Here is a 16229-nt window from a genome sequence, read left to right on the forward strand (position 1 = left end):
CCCCCCCCCCGTGTGGGATTGGGGGGCTCGCCGCGACGCGGCGAGACGGGTGAGGGGTCTCTCTCCGCGAACTCGATGGAGATCTCTTCGCGGAGAGAGACCCCTCACCCGGCGCTTCGCGCCACCTTCTCCCACAAGGGGAGAAGGAAGAACGCCCCCTCCACGTCGTCATTGCGAGGAGCCCTTGCGACGAAGCAATCCAGACTGCCTCCGCGGAGGGATTCTGGATTGCTTCGCTGCGCTCGCAATGACGGTGCGGGGGATGATCGAGGACTTCAACGCGCCCCGTCCCCGCGGAGGCTCCCCCTCACCCCAACCCTCTCCCCGCGAGCGGGGAGAGGGAGAAGCGAGACCTCACTTCATCGCGCACTTGTCGTGGAAGCGGTCCTGGTCGTTCTCCACGATGGTCGCGACGGTCTTCAGCGAGAGCTGGCCGTCGCCGTCCTTGACCACGTCCTGCAGATAGAAGCTCTGCACCGGGATGTGGTTCTTGCCGTATTTGAACGGGCCGCGCAGCGACTTGAAGTTGGCCTTCTCCATCTCGGCCTTCATCGCGTCCTTCTTGCTGGTGTCGCCCTTCACCGCGACGATGGCGCTGTTGATGAGCTGGGCGGCGTCATAGGCTTGTGCGCCGTAATAGGTCGGGCGGAGACCCGTGTACTTCTTGCGGTAGTCGGCGACGAAGCGCTTGTTCTGCTCGTTGGGGAGGTCGTTGACCCATTCCTGCGCGCCGGGAACGCCAAGCGCGTTGTCCTTCTGCAGCGGCAGCGACAGCTCGTCCACCGTGAACGCCGTATAGAGCGGCATGGTGCTCTTCAGGCCCGCTTGCGCATATTGGTTGAGGAACTGCACGCCGGCGGCGCCGGGATAGAACACGAAGATGGACTCGGCGCCCGAGGCGCGCGCCTTGGAGAGCTCGGCGGAGAAATCGAGCTGGCTCGGCCAGACCGTATATTCCTCGCCCTTGACCTCGCCCTTGAAGGTGCTCTTGACGCCCGCGAGCATGTCCTTGCCGGCGGCATAGTTCGGGCCGATCAGGAACACGCTCTTGACGCCCTTCTGGTTCATGTAGAGGCCCATTGCGGCGGGCGTCTGGTCGTTCTGCCAGGATGTCGAGAACACGTAAGGCGAACACAGCTCGCCCGCGAGCTGCGACGGACCGGCATTGGCCGAGATCAGGAAGGTCTGGGAATCCACCGCAGTCTTGAGCGAGGCCAGCAGCACGTTCGACCAGATGTAGCCGACGATGAAATCGACCTTGTCCGACTGCACCAGCTTCTCGGTCTTCTGCTTGCCGACATCGGGCTTCTGGCCGTCATCCTCGTAGATGACCTCGACCGGCTTGCCGTCCATCTTGCGGCCCATGTGGTCGAGCGCCAGCTCGAAGGAATTGCGCATGTCGTTGCCGATCACGGCGGTCGGGCCGCTGAAGGTCGAAACGAAACCGATCTTGATGGTGTCGCCGGCGAAAGCCGGGCTCGCCAGCACCAGCGCCGCCGCGCCCGCCAGCCAGAATGCCGTTTTCATAATCACTCCCCTCCCATTGATTGAGCCCGCAAGCGGGGTGATTGCCGCCCCGGGCCTTCTCTATTGAACGCAAAATCTGTCGAGCCGCCAATGGCTCAGCGCCTGCCCCTGCACCATATTTCGCCCCCGTCGGGGATGGCAAGAAATATAATGCTACTCCCTTCGGCCAAGGCCCTCTCGGGCCTGCGACGCTTTTTCACGCCGGATCGATACACTCCGCCTATGCCGCGATTGATCACCTCTATTGGACCGCGGCACCCGATCCGCACTTAAATGAGGACGAAGCAGCAGAGAGATTCGAGGGCGTATCATGGCCGCACATCCCCATCGCGTCGTCATCGTCGGCGCCGGCTTCGGCGGGCTGGAAACCACCCACCGGCTTGCGGGCGCCGCGGTCGAGATCACGCTGATCGACCGCCGCAATCATCATCTGTTTCAGCCGCTGCTCTACCAGGTCGCGACCGCCTCGCTCGCCACCAGCGAGATCGCCTGGCCGATCCGACATCTCATGCGCGACCGGCGCGAGGTGACGACGCTGTTCGCGACCGTGAGCGGCGTCGATGCCGAAAGGCGCTGCGTGCTGATCGACGACGGCAGCGAGGTGCCCTACGACACGCTCGTGCTCGCCACCGGCGCGCGCCACGCCTATTTCGGCCACGACGAATGGGAGGCCTGGGCGCCCGGCCTGAAGACACTGGAAGACGCGACCACCCTGCGCCGGCACATTCTGGTGGCGTTCGAGCGCGCCGAGCGCGAGACCGATCCAGCCAAGCGCGCGGCGCGGCTGACCTTCGTCATCGTCGGTGCCGGCCCGACCGGCGTCGAGCTCGCCGGCACCATCGCCGAGATGGCGCATCACACCCTGCCGGCCGACTTCCGCAACATCGACACCAACAAGGCGCGCGTGGTGCTGATCGAGGCCGGCTCGCGCGTGCTGGCAGGCTTTCCCGACGATCTCTCGGCTTACGCGCAGGCCTCGCTGGAGCGGATCGGCGTCGAGGTCGTGCTGGGGCAGGCGGTCACCGAGATCAATCGCGAGGGCGTGGTGTTCGGCGGCAAGCTGCTCGAGGCCAAGACGCGGATCTGGGCCGCCGGCGTGCGCGCCTCGCCCGCTGCGGAATGGCTGGGCGCATCCGCCGATCGCGCCGGGCGCGTGCAGGTCGAGGCTGACCTCACCATATCGGGTCATCCCGAGATCTTCGCGATCGGCGACACCACCAGCATCAACGCCTGGGACGGCAAGCCGGTGCCCGGCATCGCCCCGGCGGCCAAGCAGCAGGGCCGTCACGTCGCCGAGACCATCAAGGCGCGGCTGCGCGGCGCTGCGACCGGCCCGTTCCGCTACAAGCATTCCGGCAACCTTGCACAGATCGGCAAGCGGCTCGCGATCATCGATTTCGGCAAGGTGAAACTGCGCGGCACGATCGCTTGGTGGATCTGGGGCATCGCCCACATCTACTTCCTGATCGGCCTGCGCCACCGCCTCAGCGTCGCACTGAGCTGGCTCTGGATCTACGCACGCGATCAGCGCGCGGCGCGGCTGATCACGCAGGGGAGCAGCAAGGTGGTGTGACGATGCTCTCGTGTCCCGGACGCGGCGCGGCATGAAATGACGCGACGCAGAGCCGGGACCCAGAGGCTGTAGGCCCCGGCTCTGCGGCGCAACGCTTCGCGCTGCACCGCGTCCGGGGCACGAGACCTACTTCACCAGCTCACACCCGCCCTCGGCCAGCGGGCGGAACGCCTGCTCTGCCGGAATGGTCGAGACCAGCTTGTAATAATCGTAGGGATATTTCGACTCTTCCGGCTTCTTCACCTCGAACAGATACATCGGGTGCACGACGCGGCCGTCCTGGCGGATGACGGTGTCGCCGAACAGCTTGTCCTTGCCCTTGAACTTCTTCATCTCGGGCACGGCCTCCTTGGCGTTGTCGCTGCCGGTCGCCGCGACCGCGTCGAGGTAAGCGAGCGTCGAGGCATAGACACCGGCCTGGTTGCCGCTCGGCATCTTGCCGTTCATGCCGGGCCGTGCGGCGAAGCGCTTGGCAAAGGCGCGGGTGTCCTCGTTCATGTCCCAGTAAAACGCTTCCATGAGCTGCAGGCCCTGCGCGACCTTGATGCCCATGCCGTGGACGTCGTTGATGAAGAGCAGGAAGGCGACGAGCTTCTGGCCGTTCTGCTGGATGCCGAACTCGGCGGCCTGCTTCACCGCGTTGATGGTGTCGCCGCCGGCATTGGCGAGCCCGATCACCTGCGCCTTCGAGCTCTGCGCCTGCAGCAGGAAGGAGGCGAAATCGGAGGTGCCGAGCGGATGCTTGGACGAGCCGATCACCTTGCCGCCATGCGCCTCGATGTATTTCTGCGCCTCCGCTTCGATGCCCTTGCCGAGCGCGAAGTCGACCGTGAGGAAATACCACTCCTTGCCGCCGCGCGACACCATCGCGGCCGCCGTCGTGTTGCCGGTCGCCCAGGTATCGTTGACCCATTGGATGGTGTTGGGCGAGCAGGCCTTGCCGGTCAGATCCGAGCTTGCGGTCGACGAGGCCAGAAACGTCATGCGGCTGTCGCGCAGCAGCGTGTTGATGGAGAGGCCGACCGCCGAATTCGGCACGTCGACGATGGCATCGACGCCTTCGACGTCGAGCCATTTGCGCGCGATGGCGTTGCCGACATCGGCCTTGTTCTGATGGTCGGCGTAGACGATCTCGACCTTGATGCCCTTGCCGCCACCATTGAAGTCCTCCGCCGCCATCCGCGCGGCTTCCACCGAGCCCATGCCGTTGGTGTCCTGGAAGATTCCGGAGATGTCGTTGAGCACGCCGACGCGCACGACATTGTCCGAGATCTCGGCACTTGCCGCGCCGCCGATCAGGCTCGCGGCCAGCGCGAGCGTCCATTTCAGATGTTTCATCGTTCCCTCCCCTGTGTGATCGCTTTGAGCACCGGTCGTTGCCGGCCTGTCGAAAATCGGACGTCTTCGGATCAGACCTGCCGTGCCGGCAGCTTCACGACGAGCCCGTCGAGCTCGGGCGTCATCATGATCTGGCAGGACAGCCGGCTCGCCGGCCGCCGCTCGGCCGCGGTGCCGTCGAGCAGCGCATCCTCGTCGTCGGCCATCCCGGGCAACCGCGCGAGCCAGCTTTCGTCGACATAGACGTGGCAGGTTGCGCACATGGCGTTGCCGCCGCACTCGGCCAAAATGCCGTCGAGCCCGTGCCGGGTCGCAGCCTGCATGACGCTTTCGCCGCCTGAGGTCTCGACGCGGTCGGACTTGCCGTCGGGATGAATGAAGGTGATGGCGGGCATCGAGGCTCCTCGTCAGGCCGGGGTGATGGTCACGGGCAGGCTGTCGAGCCCGCGCAGCGTGTTGTTGAAGCGACGCTTCGGCTCGCCCGTGATCTCGATCTTCGCGATGCGCCGGGCCAGCGCGGTCAGCATCACCTCGCCCTCGAGGCGCGCGACGAGCTGGCCGACGCACATGTGGATGCCGGAGCCGAAGCCGACATGACCGGAGGTCCGGCGCGTGATGTCGTAACTGTCGGGCTGATCCCAGCGCCTGGGATCGCGGTTGGCGGCGGCGAGGAACATCAGCACCTTCTCGCCCTCGCCGATCGTGGCGCCGGACAATTCGACCTCGCGCGTGGTGGTGCGGAAGAACGTCTGCACCGGACTTTCGAAGCGCACGGCCTCCTCGAAGGCGTTGCGCGCGAGCGAGTGATCGCCGCGCAGGCGCTGCCACTGGTCGGGAAAGCGCGCCAGGCAGTAGATGGCAGCACCGATGCCGTTGACGGTGGTGTCGAGGCCGGCCGACAGCAGCGAGCGCACCAGCAGCGGCGCCTCGGCCGAAGTGATGGCGCCTTCGTCGGCTTGCGCATGAATGCAGGCGCCGAAGCCGCCGGGTGCAAGGTTGTCGCGCTGGCATTGTTCGGCGACATAGGCCTGGTGCGGCGCCGAGCGCGCGATCGCCTGCTGGCGCAGCTCGTTCGGCGGCCCGAACGCGTTGAACACCACGCTGGCATAGGGGATGAGGTGCTCGCGCCCCTCCGCCTTCAGGCCCAGCGCATCCGGAAAGATCGAGAGCGGATAGGCTTCGGCGAGATCGGTGATCGCATCAAAGCTGCGCTTGTCCAGTAGCTCCTCCACCCGCTCCTCCGCCGCCGCCGCGAAGCGGTCGCGAACCTGCTTCATCACGGTCGGCGACAGCACCTTCGACAGCACGGCGCGGGTGCGGGTGTGCGCGGGCGGATCGGCCTCCAGGATCAGGCTCGGCGGCCGCCATGGCGTTTCCTTCTTGAAGTCGGACAGGCCGACGCCGCGGCTGGAGCAGAAGGTGGCGGGATCGTTCAGGACCGCATGGACCTCGGCATAGCGCGCCACGCCGTAGACGTTCCACTTGTCGAGATAGACAACCGGCCCCGCCTCCCGCAGCCGCTCATGGGTCGGATAGGGATCGGCAAAAAAACTCATATCGAAGGGATCGACGTCGAGATGCGGGACGGACGCGGAGCCCGCCGCAGGGGTGCCGGATGCGGTCATGGAAGACCTCCCTCATTTTGATCTTGTGAAAGGGCGGCGCATGCCCTTAGGTCTGCGGGCCCGCCGCGAGTCAGAACCCCGCCATGCCGCCGTCTTCGACCAGAGCCCGCCAAAAGCCCGCGCCCCATGACGCGGGGCCGACGCTCGATCTCGACCGTTACGTTCCGGCGTTCGTCACCTTCATCGCCAACAAGCTCTCGAACAGCGCGACCGCATTCTATCAGCGGGAATTCGGCGTCAACGTCACGGAATGGCGGATCATGTCGCTGCTGGCGATCGAGCCGGGCATTCCGGCCTCGCGCATCTGCCACGTCATCGGCTTCGACAAGGGACCGGTGAGCCGGACGCTGGCGGGCCTCGAGAAGCGCGGGCTGATCTCGATCCGCACCGACCCCAATGACGGCCGCACCCATTCGATCGCGCTGACGGCGAAGGGCCGCACCACCCATGACAAGGTGATCGTTGCCGCACTCGAGCGCGAGCGACGGCTGTTGTCCTGCCTCGACAAGAACGAGCGCGAGATGCTGATCAACCTGTTGCGGCGGTTGCACGAGAATCTCGGCGCGGTGACCGACAGCAGCTATACCTGACGCACCGCACCGCGGCCGCGTCCTGTCGCCAACTCCAGGCATGCGCCGGCGCATGCCCGCGGCACGCTTCCTGCCGAGCATCGTTTCCTCCGAGATCGAACGCAGCGGTTTCCCCGCCGTCGCTTGGTCCGGAACGGTTCGCACAGATTAGTTGCTTAGGCAACAAAATAATCAGAAATATATTGCGGCAGGTTGGTTGGCGTATTGGGGGAGTGTCTCGCTTGCTTCCTTCTCCCCTTGTGGGAGAAGGTGGCGCGAAGCGCCGGATGAGGGGTTCTCTCCGCGCCTCACATTGTTAGCGTTGGTCGCGGTGATACCCCCCCACCCGTCTCGCCGCTACGCGGCGCGCCACCCTCTCCCACAAGGGGAGAGGGGAAAGACCACAGTCAGCTACAGCCTAACCCACTCCCCCGACGCATCGTCATTCAGCCGCGCCACCGCTTCCGCTCGCCGCGTCAGCACGGCGCGCTGGTTGATGTAGCCCTTATCGGTGATCTCGCCGCCATCGACCGACGGCGGTTCGGCGAGCAGCAGCGCGCGGGTGGCGTGGCCGGAGGAGTTGGGACCCTGCTGCTTCAGCTTTGCGAGGCCATGCGCAATGGCAGCCCTGACCGTGTCGTGGGCGAGGACCTCGTTCACCTCGGCCGTTTCGCCCAAGCCGGCATGGGCGCGGCAAGCCGCGATGTTGGGGATGACCAGGAAGCGCACCTCGTCGCCGCCATGGCCCGCGACGACGATGTCCTGCGCCAGCGGCGCCATCGCGGCGATCGCGGCAACGCGCAGCGTGCCGACATTGACCCAGGTGCCGGAGTTGAGCTTGAAATCCTCTGCGACGCGGCCGTCGAAGAACAGGCCGCGCTCCGGTCGCGCACTATCAGCAAGCTTGACGGCATCGCCGATCAGATAGAAGCCCTCGTCATCAAACGCCTGCTTCGTCTGCTCCGGCGCCTTCCAATAGCCCGGCGTGACGTTGGGGCCGCGCACGCGCACCTCGAGCTTGTCGCCTGACGTGACGAGCTTCAGCTCGGTGCCGGGAATCGGCACGCCGATATTGCCGGACCGCTCGGCGAGGAAATGGCAGTCGGTCGCGAGCGGCGAGGTCTCCGTCGAGCCCCAGGCCGAGACCATCGGCAGCGCACGGCCGACGGTCTCGATCGAGAGCTCTTCGAGCGCATCCCAGAGATTCTGCGGCAGCGCGGCGCCGGCATAGAAGGCGAACTTCACCTCGCTGAAGAAACGGCGGCGCAGCTCCTCGTCGCCGCGCAGCGCCGCGATCAGCATGTCGAAGCCGCGCGGCACGTTGAAATAGACCGTCGGCATCACGCTTCTGAGGTTGGCGAGCGAGGTCGCGAACAGTCCGGGCGCGGGCTTGCCGCCGTCGATATAGAGCGAGCCGCCGTTGCGCAGCACGAGATTGAAATTGTGGTTGGCGCCGAAAGTGTGGCTCCAGGGCAGCCAGTCGAGGATGACGAGATCGCCGCGGCCGGGCTGCAGGAAGGTCCAGGTCTGCGCCTTGGCCTGCTGGCTCGACGTCAGCATGCGCTGGGTGTTGATGACGGCCTTCGGCGTGCCGGTCGAGCCCGAGGTGAACAGGAACTTTGCGATCGTATCCGGCGTCACCGCGGCGAAGGCCGCCGCAACCTCGGGGCTCTCCCGCGTCGCAGCGACCGTGCTGAAGGCGAGCGCGCCGGCATCGTCCTCCTTGCCGCTGATGAGCTGCGCCCGGTGCAGCGGCGCGATGGCCGCCAGCGCGGCCGCGAACGGCGCGCTCGCGGAGACGTAGATCGCGCCGGGATCAAGCAGCGTGATCATGCTTCTGAGCTTCTCGAAATCTCTCGATATCAGCGAATAGGCCGGCGAGATCGCAGCCGAGGGCGCGCCGACATGCTGCGCGGCCAGCGCCAGCAGCGCGTGATCGACGCTGTTGTCGGAGAGGATCGCGAGCGGACGCTCCGCGCTGAGGCCCTGCGCCAGGATCCAGGACGCCGCCGCGCGCACCTGGCGCAGCGCCTGCGCATAGGTGACGGTGGTCCAGGGCAACTCGGTATTGGCGCGCTCGGCCAGGAAGATCGCATCCGGCGTCTGCCGCGCAAAATGCTCCAGCCAGTCGCCGACGCAGCGCGCGCCCTCGTGCAAACGTTCGGCCGAGCGCAGCACGATGCTGCCGTCGGTGCGATGCTCCGCGACGGTCTTTGGCGTTGCGAACAGGCCTGCGACGTCTCCGCGTGGGGCGACTGTCATCTGCTTCCTCCCTCCGCCCGGATCCGGGACCGGCCGCAGCCTCGTTGCGGGCTGCTTTGGTCATAATGTTGGGCAGGACAATTGTTGTCGTCAACAACAATCTTCCGCTCAGGGCCGGCGAGCGCTAAGGTTGCCCTGCGGGAGACACGATGTGACAGCTAGCGCAACCCAGACTGCCCCACGCAAACGCCCCGGCAACGGCGCGGCGCCTCGCGATGCCGCCGACGAGATCGGCCTCGACGCGCTGGTCGGCCACGCCGGCTATGCGGTGCGGCGCTTCCAGATCTGGATCTTCCAGGACTTCATCAAGACGCTCGGCGCGGTCGACATCCGGCCGACGCAATATTCGGTGCTGACGGTGATCGGCGCCAATCCCGGCCTGTCGCAGATGGCGGTGGCCAAACGCCTCGGCATCGAGCGCGCCCGGCTGGTGCATCTGCTCGACAGCCTCGAGCAGCGCAAATACGTCAAGCGCATCAAGTCGAAGGCCGACCGGCGCTCCCACGCGCTGCATCTCACCGCGCAGGGCGAAACGGCGCTGGCGAAATTCAAGGGCCTCGCCGCCGAGCACGAGCGGCATGTCGAGGAGAAGATCGGCAAGGAGAACCGGGCGCAGCTGCTCCGGATCCTCGCCGGCTTCACCTGATCCAACCTGCCCATGATTTGAGCAGATGCCCGTCACAGGGCGTTGCAGCGACCGACCCTCGGCCTGCCGAAATGCCACCCAAGCCACTGATTACGCGATAACATCCGGGGCATTCGTCCTGCCCGGCCATTGTACACAATGGCACATCGCTTGCTTCGCTCCGGGCGAAGACAGTTTGCCGGAGTATTGTCGCCATGAGGGCTGAAATGGGGGCTGAGCAGCCTGAAACGATCGCCGCGATTGTGGCCGCGCATCGCGCGGGGACGCTGACGCCGGCCGACACGATCGCGCGGACCTATCAGCGCATCCGCGACCGCAATGATCCCGCCATCTTCATCAGCCTGCGCGAGGAGAAGGACGCGGTCGCGGAGGCCGAGCGGCTCGCCGCGCGCGCGGATGCCGCAGGCCTGCCGCTCTATGGCGTGCCGGTCGCGGTGAAGGACAATATCGACGCGCTGGGCTTTGCGACCACCGCGGCCTGCCCGGCTTTCTCCACCACGCCGGCGCGCGATTCGACCGCGGTGGCGCGCCTGCGGGCTGCCGGCGCCATCATCATCGGCAAGACCAATCTCGACCAGTTCGCGACCGGCCTCGTCGGCGTGCGCTCGCCCTACGGCATCCCCAGGAATTCGATCCGCGACGACCTCATCCCCGGCGGCTCCAGCTCCGGCTCCGCGGTCGCCGTCGGTGCCGGCCTCGTGCCGCTGTCGCTCGGCACCGACACGGCCGGCTCGGGCCGCGTGCCGGCCATGCTCAACAACATCGTCGGGCTGAAGCCGAGCCTTGGCATGATCTCGAATGCGGGCCTGGTGCCGGCCTGCCGCACGCTCGATTGCATCTCGGTCTTCGCCTTGACGGCGGACGATGCCGCGCTCGCTCTGTCGGTGATGGCGGGGCCGGACCCGACGGACCCATTCTCGCGCGACCGGCCGCTGGGTGCGATCACGCCGCTGCCTGCCAAGCTGCGCCTCGGCGTGCCGCGCAACGGACAACTGATTTTCTTCGGCGACAAGAAAGCGGAAGCCGCTTACGCCGATGCACTGAAGCGCTGGACCGCGCTCGGTGCGACGCTGGTCGAGTTCGACCTCGAGCCGTTCTACGAGACGGCGCGGCTGCTCTATGAGGGACCGTGGGTCGCCGAGCGCTATCTCGTGATCAAGGACCTGCTCGCCTCCGCGCCCGATGCGATCCATCCTGTGACGCGCGAGATCACCGCGGCCGGCGCGCGGCTGACGGCGGCCGACACCTTCTCCGCGCTCTACCGCCTGCAGGGCCTGCGCAAGATCGCCGAGCGCACCTTTGCCGAGATCGACGCGCTGGTGCTGCCGACCGCGCCGACGGCCTACACCACCGCGCAAGTGCTCGCCAATCCGATCGAGCTCAACAGCCGGCTCGGCACCTATACCAATTTCGTCAACCTGCTCGACCTCTGCGGCCTCGCACTGCCGGCCTCGATGCGCACCGATGGCATTCCGTCAGGCATCACGCTGCTGGCGCCGGCGGGACGCGATGCGATGCTGGCCAGCATCGGCCGCGTCTTCCATGCGGATACCGGGCTGACGGTTGGCGCGCTTGGTGTGGCGCAAGCCCCGCTCGCGCAATTGCCGGCAAACAGCGGCGACGACATCCCCATCGCCGTGGTCGGCGCGCATCTGTCCGGCATGGTGCTGAACCGCGAGTTGACTGCGCTGGATGCAAAGCTGGTCGAGGCGACGAGGACCGCGCCGGACTACAAGCTCTATGCGCTGAAGACCACGCCGCCGAAGCCCGGCATGCTGCGCGTTGCGGCCGGCACGGGTGCCTCGATCGAGCTGGAGATCTGGTCGCTGTCGTCGTCGGCCTTCGGCAAGTTCGTCAATGCGATTCCGGCACCGATGGCGATCGGCACGGTGCGGCTTGTGGATGGACGCAGCGTGAAGGGATTTTTGGTCGAGCCGGAAGTGCTGGGCAATGCGCGGGATATCTCGGCGTTTGGGGGATGGCGCGCGTATATGAAGGAAGCCGCGAAAGCATAACCGGTCTTTTGTCCCGGGCGCAGCGCATCACGCAGTGTTGCGCTGCTGAACCGGGACCCACAGGCTGCTGTGCAAGATGATAGATGGGTCCCGGCCCTGCGGAGCAGCGCTACGCGCTGCACCGCGTCCGGGACACGCTTGTGCCTACACCGACACCGCGTAAATCTCGTACTCCCCGCGCACCAATTCGATATGCGCGCGCATCGCGGCAGCAGCGCCCTGCTTGTCGCCGCGCATGATGGCGACGACGACGCGGTCGTGCTCGGCCTGCGACTTTGCCAAACGGCCGAGATTGCGGAACTGGGCACGGCGGAACGGCTGCACGCGGACGCGGGTCGCGAGCGTGATCTCGGCGATGTAGCCGTTCTGCGAGCCCGCATAGATCGCGTTGTGGAAGCGTTCGTTGACCTCGTGGAAGCGATCGGGATTGCCGGTGTAGCTCAGCACCCGCAGCTCCTCGTGGATGGCTTCGAGGGCGTGGCGCTCGCTCGCTGCCATGCGCTCGGCGGCAAGGCCTGCGCACAGCGCCTCCAGCTCCGCCATCGCCTCGAACATGCTCTTGAGACGATCGACCGAAGGCTGCGCCACAACCGCACCGCGATGGGCACGCGCCTCGACGAGGCCGCTGGCCACGAGTTGACGAAGCGCCTCGCGCACCGGCGTCCGCGAGACATTGAAGCGTCGCGCGATGTCGGTCTCGTCCAGCGGCGCGCCGGGCGCCAGGGCGCCGCGAACGATCTCGTCGGCGAGTTGCAGGCGGAGCTCCTCCGCGCGCGTGATCTTCTGCACCGACGACGATGGACGGTCGACGCGCGGCACAACCGGATCGGCCGGCAGCGTGCCTTGCGGGAAATCGTCGAGCGTCATGCGATCACGCCTCTTTCGGCTCGTCGATGATGCTGACATGGGCGGCGACCACGCGCCAGCCCTCGGGAAAGCGAATCCAGGTCTGCATCTGCCGGCCGACCTTGCCGGGCGCCGTGTCGCGATAGAACAAGGTGGAGGCCACGGCGGTGTCGCGGCCATAGCTCGAGATCACCGTCTTCGCGGTGCGGCGGTTCAATCCGACCGGCGAGCGCGCGGCGCGGAAGCCGCTGATCGCCTCATAGCCGTAGAGGTTCTCGCCGATGCCGTAACGCAGCGTGCGGGGGTCTTTGCGGAACAGCTCGCCGAGCACGGCGACGTCGTTGCTGACGAGGGCCTGCTCATAACGATCGAACGCGGCTTTCACTTCCGCGATCACGTCGGGGAGATCGATCTCCATCTCAAATTCCTCTCAAAGGCCGCTTAAAGTCCCCTTGGAGCAGGCGCGGCGGCCACGCCCATTTTTTCCAGGGCGTACGCGACGCGGAGCGCAATGTCCTCGCGCCAGGGCGCCGCGATGATCTGCACGCCGATCGGCAGCGGCTCGAGCGGCACGGGAACCGCGACCACGGGCAAACCGATGAATGAGATCGGCTGGGTGTGGATGCCGATATTGGCGCGCACCGGCAGCTCGACGCCGTCGAGATTGAAATTGACCTGGCCGAGCTTCGGCGCAGTGCACGGGGTTGCGGGTGCAAGGAGCACGTCGACCGATTTGAAGATCTCGGCAAGCTGCGCGCGGTACCAGCGGCGGAATTTCTGCGCGCGGTCGACCAGCGGCGCCGGCACCATGGCGCCGGCGATCAGGCGGTCGCGCACGGCCGGATCGAAATCATTGGGGCGCTTGCGTAAGCGATCGAGATGCAGCGAGGCACCTTCGGTGGTGCTGATGACATAGGCGGCGGCGCGGGCGCGCGCGGCCTCGGGAACCTCGACCACCTTCGTCGCGCCCAGCGCCTTGGCGACGCGGCTGACGGCCTCGACGGCTTCCGGAAACACGTTCTTCTGAAAATAGCCGCCGGCGATCGCGATGCGCAAATCAGAAACCGGATTGGCGATGAGCGGCAGCGTCGGCTCCAGCCCGCGCGTCGTGCAGGCGCTGTCGTCCGCATCCTCGCCCTGCATCACGTCATAGGCGAGCGCGAGGTCGGTAGCCGAGCGCGCGAACGGGCCGAGATGGTCGAGGCTTGCGACGAACGGGAACGAGCGCGCGCGCGACAGCCTTCCATAGGTCGGCTTCAGGCCAAAGATGCCGCAGAACGACGACGGCACGCGGATCGAGCCATTGGTGTCCGAGCCCAGCGCGAGCGGCACCAGCGCGCCGCCGACGGCACTGCCCGAGCCGCCCGACGAGCCGCCGGTCATCCGCGTCGGATCATGCGGATTGCGCGAGGGGCCGTCATGGATGTTCTCGCCGGTGAAGTCGTATGCGTACTCGCCCATGTTGAGCGCGCCGACCAGCACGGCGCCGGCGGCTTCCATGCGCTCGATCAGCGTCGCATCGCGCGCTGCCGGCGCGCGATCGCGGTTGATCTTCGAGCCGGCGCGCGTCGGCAGGCCCGCAACGTCGAACAGGTTCTTCACCGCGAAGGGCACGCCGGCGAGCGGACCGACCTCCTTGCCGGCGGCGATGTCGGCATCGACGGCGCGCGCCTTGGCGCGGGCGCGCTCGGCGGTGACGTCGGTAAAGGAATTGAGGACACCGTCGTGCTGCTTGATGCGCGACAGCGCGGCTTCGGTGGCGTCGAGCGCGGACATCTTGCGGCTCGCGACCGCACTCGCGATCTCGGCGGCCGTCATCTCGGGCTTTGCGATCATGGCAGCATCACGCCGTGAAGATCGGCGCCGGCTCGGTCTCGTCCGGCAGCGCGAATTCGTCGACCAGGCGGGCGAGCCGCAGCGAGACTTCGAGGTTGGCGCGCACCGCGGGCCTCCAGGCCTCCTCCACCGGCAGCGCCAGCGCTTTCGATACGGCGTCGATATAATCGTCCAGCGGTTCGGCCATCATTCTCTCAAGCTGATCTCAATGCACTCTCAGTGGACCGGCAACGGCGGATGCGGGATCGCCGTCAGCAGCTCCTTGGTGTAGTCGTCCTGGGGATCGCTGAGAACCTGCTCGGACGAGCCCTCTTCGACGATCCGCCCCGTTCGCATCACAATGACACGATCGCACAGCAAGCGCACCACATTCAAATCATGCGAGACGAACAAATAGCTCATACCTAGCCGCGCCTTGAGGTCCTGCAGCAGGTTCAGCACCACCGCCTGCACCGACACGTCCAGCGCCGCCGTCGGCTCGTCGAGGATGACGAGCTTCGGGTGCAGAGCGATGGCGCGGGCGATGCCGACGCGGGCCTTCTGGCCGCCGGAGAGCTGGTGCGGAAAACGATCCAGCAGATTGTGCGGCAGGCCGACCATGGTGGCGAGTTCCTCGCAGCGGGCGCGCAGCGCGTCGCGCCCCCTGATGTCCCCCAATTGCATGATGGGATCGGCGATGGCGCGGGCGGCAGTGAAGCGCGGATTGAGGCTGTCGGTCGGATCCTGGAACACCATCTGGATCCGGCTGCGTTGCGGCATCCGGGCGAAGGCAGCAGGCGCGATGCCGGAGATATCCTCGCCGTCGAACCGGATCAGGCCGGAGGTCTGGTCGAGGAGACGCATCACCATCATCGACGTGGTCGATTTGCCGCAGCCGGACTCGCCGACGAGGCCAACGCTCTCGCCATGGCCGATCGAGAAACTGATGCCGTCGACGGCACGGAACACGTCCGGCTCGACGGGCGGCTTGCGGCCGAACAGCTTTCCGAGCGTGGCCGTGGCGCCCTGGCGCGGGTATTCCTTGACGAGCTTTTCGATGAGGAGAAGGGGTGTCTTCGAAGTCTCGTCACCCCCGGGCTTGACCCGGGCGTCCATCGACTGAGACGAGTCTTGCGAAGCGTGATGGATGGCCGGGTCAGGCCCGGCCATGACGGCTGAACTCTCTTCCTCAGGCAGCAAATCCCGTAAGCTCACCCCGAGCCGCGGCGTCGCGCGCATCAGCTTCTTGGTGTAGGGGTGCTGCGGGTTGGCGAAGATGTCGGCGGCCTTCGCGGTCTCGACCACCCGGCCCTTCTCCATCACCACGACGCGGTCGCAATAGGCGGCGGCGAGGCCGAGATCGTGGGTGATCAGGATGGTCGACATCGCCTTGCGCTTTGTCAGCTCGACGATCAGGTCCATCACCGCCTTCTGCGTGGTGACGTCGAGACCGGTGGTCGGCTCGTCCGCGATCAAGAGCTGTGGATTGCAGGCGAGCGCGAGCGCGATGACGACGCGCTGGCACATGCCGCCCGACAGCTCGAACGGATAGGCGTGGTAGCGCTCGCGCGGGCGGGCGATCTTGACCTGCTCCAGCGCCTCGATCGCCTTCTCGCCGTGATCGGCGACCTGAGCCTGCTGCACATGGGTGCGCAGCACGTCCTCGATCTGGTCGCCAACTTTGCGGATCGGGTTGAGCGCGGCGCGCGGGTTCTGGAAGATCATCGAGACTTCGCGGCCGCGCAGATCGCGCATCTGGTCTTCGCTCGCGGCCTTCACGTCGATGCCGGAGAACATCACCGAGCCCTCGGCGATCTTGCCGGCGCGGTCGAGGATGCGCATCACCGCGTAGGACGTCACCGACTTGCCCGACCCGGACTCGCCGACGATCGCGAGCGTCTCGCCCTTGGCGACGGAGATGCTGACGTGCTGCACCGCCTTGACGATACCGCGGCGGGTGGAGAATTCGACGGTGAGGTCCTGGACGTCGAGCAGGGGCTGGGCGGTCATGCG

14 protein-coding genes are annotated in these 16229 nt (G+C 66.6%); 4 read left to right on the forward strand and 10 right to left on the reverse strand.

Annotation, left to right across the window (positions count from 1 at the left end; genetic code table 11):
• Positions 1-354 precede the first annotated feature (354 nt).
• A complete protein-coding gene (locus QRQ56_RS12035) occupies positions 355-1527 on the reverse strand; it encodes an ABC transporter substrate-binding protein (RefSeq protein WP_438740179.1) in 1173 nt (390 codons plus the stop codon).
• Positions 1528-1837: 310 nt separating this feature from the next.
• Between QRQ56_RS12035 and QRQ56_RS12040 the strand changes: the two genes are divergently transcribed.
• A complete protein-coding gene (locus tag QRQ56_RS12040) occupies positions 1838-3100 on the forward strand; it encodes an NAD(P)/FAD-dependent oxidoreductase (protein WP_438740180.1) in 1263 nt (420 codons plus the stop codon).
• A gap of 126 nt (positions 3101-3226) precedes the next feature.
• Here the strand turns inward: QRQ56_RS12040 and QRQ56_RS12045 are convergent, their stop codons facing one another.
• The 3 genes from QRQ56_RS12045 to QRQ56_RS12055 all read right to left on the reverse strand — a co-directional run bounded on the left by QRQ56_RS12045 (position 3227) and on the right by QRQ56_RS12055 (position 6063).
• Positions 3227-4438, reverse strand: a complete 1212-nt coding sequence (locus QRQ56_RS12045) for an ABC transporter substrate-binding protein (RefSeq protein ID WP_438740182.1) — start codon at positions 4436-4438, stop codon at positions 3227-3229.
• Between the two features lie 71 nt (positions 4439-4509).
• Positions 4510-4833: a 2Fe-2S iron-sulfur cluster-binding protein gene (locus QRQ56_RS12050; protein WP_438740183.1), complete on the reverse strand. Its 324-nt coding sequence runs from the start codon at positions 4831-4833 to the stop codon at positions 4510-4512.
• Between the two features lie 12 nt (positions 4834-4845).
• Positions 4846-6063: a cytochrome P450 gene (locus QRQ56_RS12055; protein WP_438740185.1), complete on the reverse strand. Its 1218-nt coding sequence runs from the start codon at positions 6061-6063 to the stop codon at positions 4846-4848.
• An 83-nt stretch (positions 6064-6146) separates the two neighbouring features.
• On the opposite strand from QRQ56_RS12055, the gene QRQ56_RS12060 reads away from it, so the two are divergent.
• On the forward strand, positions 6147-6653 hold the full coding sequence (locus QRQ56_RS12060; protein WP_438740187.1) for a MarR family winged helix-turn-helix transcriptional regulator: 507 nt from the start codon (positions 6147-6149) through the stop codon (positions 6651-6653).
• A 390-nt stretch (positions 6654-7043) separates the two neighbouring features.
• Here the strand turns inward: QRQ56_RS12060 and QRQ56_RS12065 are convergent, their stop codons facing one another.
• Entirely contained in the window at positions 7044-8894 is a 1851-nt protein-coding gene (locus tag QRQ56_RS12065; RefSeq protein ID WP_438740188.1) for a feruloyl-CoA synthase, read from the reverse strand.
• A gap of 151 nt (positions 8895-9045) precedes the next feature.
• Here QRQ56_RS12065 and QRQ56_RS12070 point away from each other — a divergent pair, with 151 nt between their 5' ends.
• Together QRQ56_RS12070 and atzF are read left to right on the forward strand one after the other, a co-directional pair.
• On the forward strand, positions 9046-9540 hold the full coding sequence (locus QRQ56_RS12070; protein ID WP_438740190.1) for a MarR family winged helix-turn-helix transcriptional regulator: 495 nt from the start codon (positions 9046-9048) through the stop codon (positions 9538-9540).
• A gap of 206 nt (positions 9541-9746) precedes the next feature.
• Positions 9747-11555 carry an allophanate hydrolase gene (atzF, locus tag QRQ56_RS12075; RefSeq protein ID WP_438740192.1) on the forward strand — a complete coding sequence of 603 codons (1809 nt, stop codon included), beginning with the start codon at positions 9747-9749 and terminating at the stop codon, positions 11553-11555.
• A 144-nt stretch (positions 11556-11699) separates the two neighbouring features.
• Here the strand turns inward: atzF and QRQ56_RS12080 are convergent, their stop codons facing one another.
• Genes QRQ56_RS12080 through QRQ56_RS12100 form a run of 5 tightly spaced genes read right to left on the reverse strand, consistent with a single transcriptional unit; the run spans position 11700 to position 16226 of the window.
• The gene (locus QRQ56_RS12080; RefSeq protein ID WP_438740194.1) at positions 11700-12422 is read right to left on the reverse strand and encodes a GntR family transcriptional regulator; all 723 of its coding nucleotides are present in this window, start codon (positions 12420-12422) and stop codon (positions 11700-11702) included.
• A 4-nt stretch (positions 12423-12426) separates the two neighbouring features.
• Positions 12427-12819 (reverse strand): oxalurate catabolism protein HpxZ, encoded by a 393-nt coding sequence (gene hpxZ, locus QRQ56_RS12085; RefSeq protein ID WP_438740196.1) that lies wholly within the window; start codon positions 12817-12819, stop codon positions 12427-12429.
• A gap of 23 nt (positions 12820-12842) precedes the next feature.
• Positions 12843-14237 (reverse strand): AtzE family amidohydrolase, encoded by a 1395-nt coding sequence (locus QRQ56_RS12090; RefSeq protein WP_438740197.1) that lies wholly within the window; start codon positions 14235-14237, stop codon positions 12843-12845.
• A 7-nt stretch (positions 14238-14244) separates the two neighbouring features.
• Positions 14245-14424 (reverse strand): DUF4089 domain-containing protein, encoded by a 180-nt coding sequence (locus QRQ56_RS12095; RefSeq protein WP_018316853.1) that lies wholly within the window; start codon positions 14422-14424, stop codon positions 14245-14247.
• Between the two features lie 29 nt (positions 14425-14453).
• Complete coding sequence (locus QRQ56_RS12100) at positions 14454-16226, reverse strand: dipeptide ABC transporter ATP-binding protein (protein WP_438740199.1); 1773 nt, start codon at positions 16224-16226, stop codon at positions 14454-14456.
• Positions 16227-16229 lie beyond the last annotated feature (3 nt).

This window comes from Bradyrhizobium sp. U531 (genome assembly GCF_051710265.1).
In the GTDB taxonomy this organism is placed as follows: Bacteria; Pseudomonadota; Alphaproteobacteria; order Rhizobiales; family Xanthobacteraceae; genus Bradyrhizobium.

What these genes read in the sequence shown, in the direction of transcription:
- QRQ56_RS12035 (WP_438740179.1), bottom strand. Translation starts at nt 1,527, where the DNA reads ATGAAAACGGCATTCTGGCTGGCGGGCGCGGCGGCGCTGGTGCTGGCG.
- QRQ56_RS12040 (WP_438740180.1), top strand. Translation starts at nt 1,838, where the DNA reads ATGGCCGCACATCCCCATCGCGTCGTCATCGTCGGCGCCGGCTTCGGC.
- QRQ56_RS12045 (WP_438740182.1), bottom strand. Translation starts at nt 4,438, where the DNA reads ATGAAACATCTGAAATGGACGCTCGCGCTGGCCGCGAGCCTGATCGGC.
- QRQ56_RS12050 (WP_438740183.1), bottom strand. Translation starts at nt 4,833, where the DNA reads ATGCCCGCCATCACCTTCATTCATCCCGACGGCAAGTCCGACCGCGTC.
- QRQ56_RS12055 (WP_438740185.1), bottom strand. Translation starts at nt 6,063, where the DNA reads ATGACCGCATCCGGCACCCCTGCGGCGGGCTCCGCGTCCGTCCCGCAT.
- QRQ56_RS12060 (WP_438740187.1), top strand. Translation starts at nt 6,147, where the DNA reads ATGCCGCCGTCTTCGACCAGAGCCCGCCAAAAGCCCGCGCCCCATGAC.
- QRQ56_RS12065 (WP_438740188.1), bottom strand. Translation starts at nt 8,894, where the DNA reads ATGACAGTCGCCCCACGCGGAGACGTCGCAGGCCTGTTCGCAACGCCA.
- atzF (WP_438740192.1), top strand. Translation starts at nt 9,747, where the DNA reads ATGGGGGCTGAGCAGCCTGAAACGATCGCCGCGATTGTGGCCGCGCAT.
- QRQ56_RS12080 (WP_438740194.1), bottom strand. Translation starts at nt 12,422, where the DNA reads ATGACGCTCGACGATTTCCCGCAAGGCACGCTGCCGGCCGATCCGGTT.
- hpxZ (WP_438740196.1), bottom strand. Translation starts at nt 12,819, where the DNA reads ATGGAGATCGATCTCCCCGACGTGATCGCGGAAGTGAAAGCCGCGTTC.
- QRQ56_RS12090 (WP_438740197.1), bottom strand. Translation starts at nt 14,237, where the DNA reads ATGATCGCAAAGCCCGAGATGACGGCCGCCGAGATCGCGAGTGCGGTC.
- QRQ56_RS12095 (WP_018316853.1), bottom strand. Translation starts at nt 14,424, where the DNA reads ATGGCCGAACCGCTGGACGATTATATCGACGCCGTATCGAAAGCGCTG.
- QRQ56_RS12100 (WP_438740199.1), bottom strand. Translation starts at nt 16,226, where the DNA reads ATGACCGCCCAGCCCCTGCTCGACGTCCAGGACCTCACCGTCGAATTC.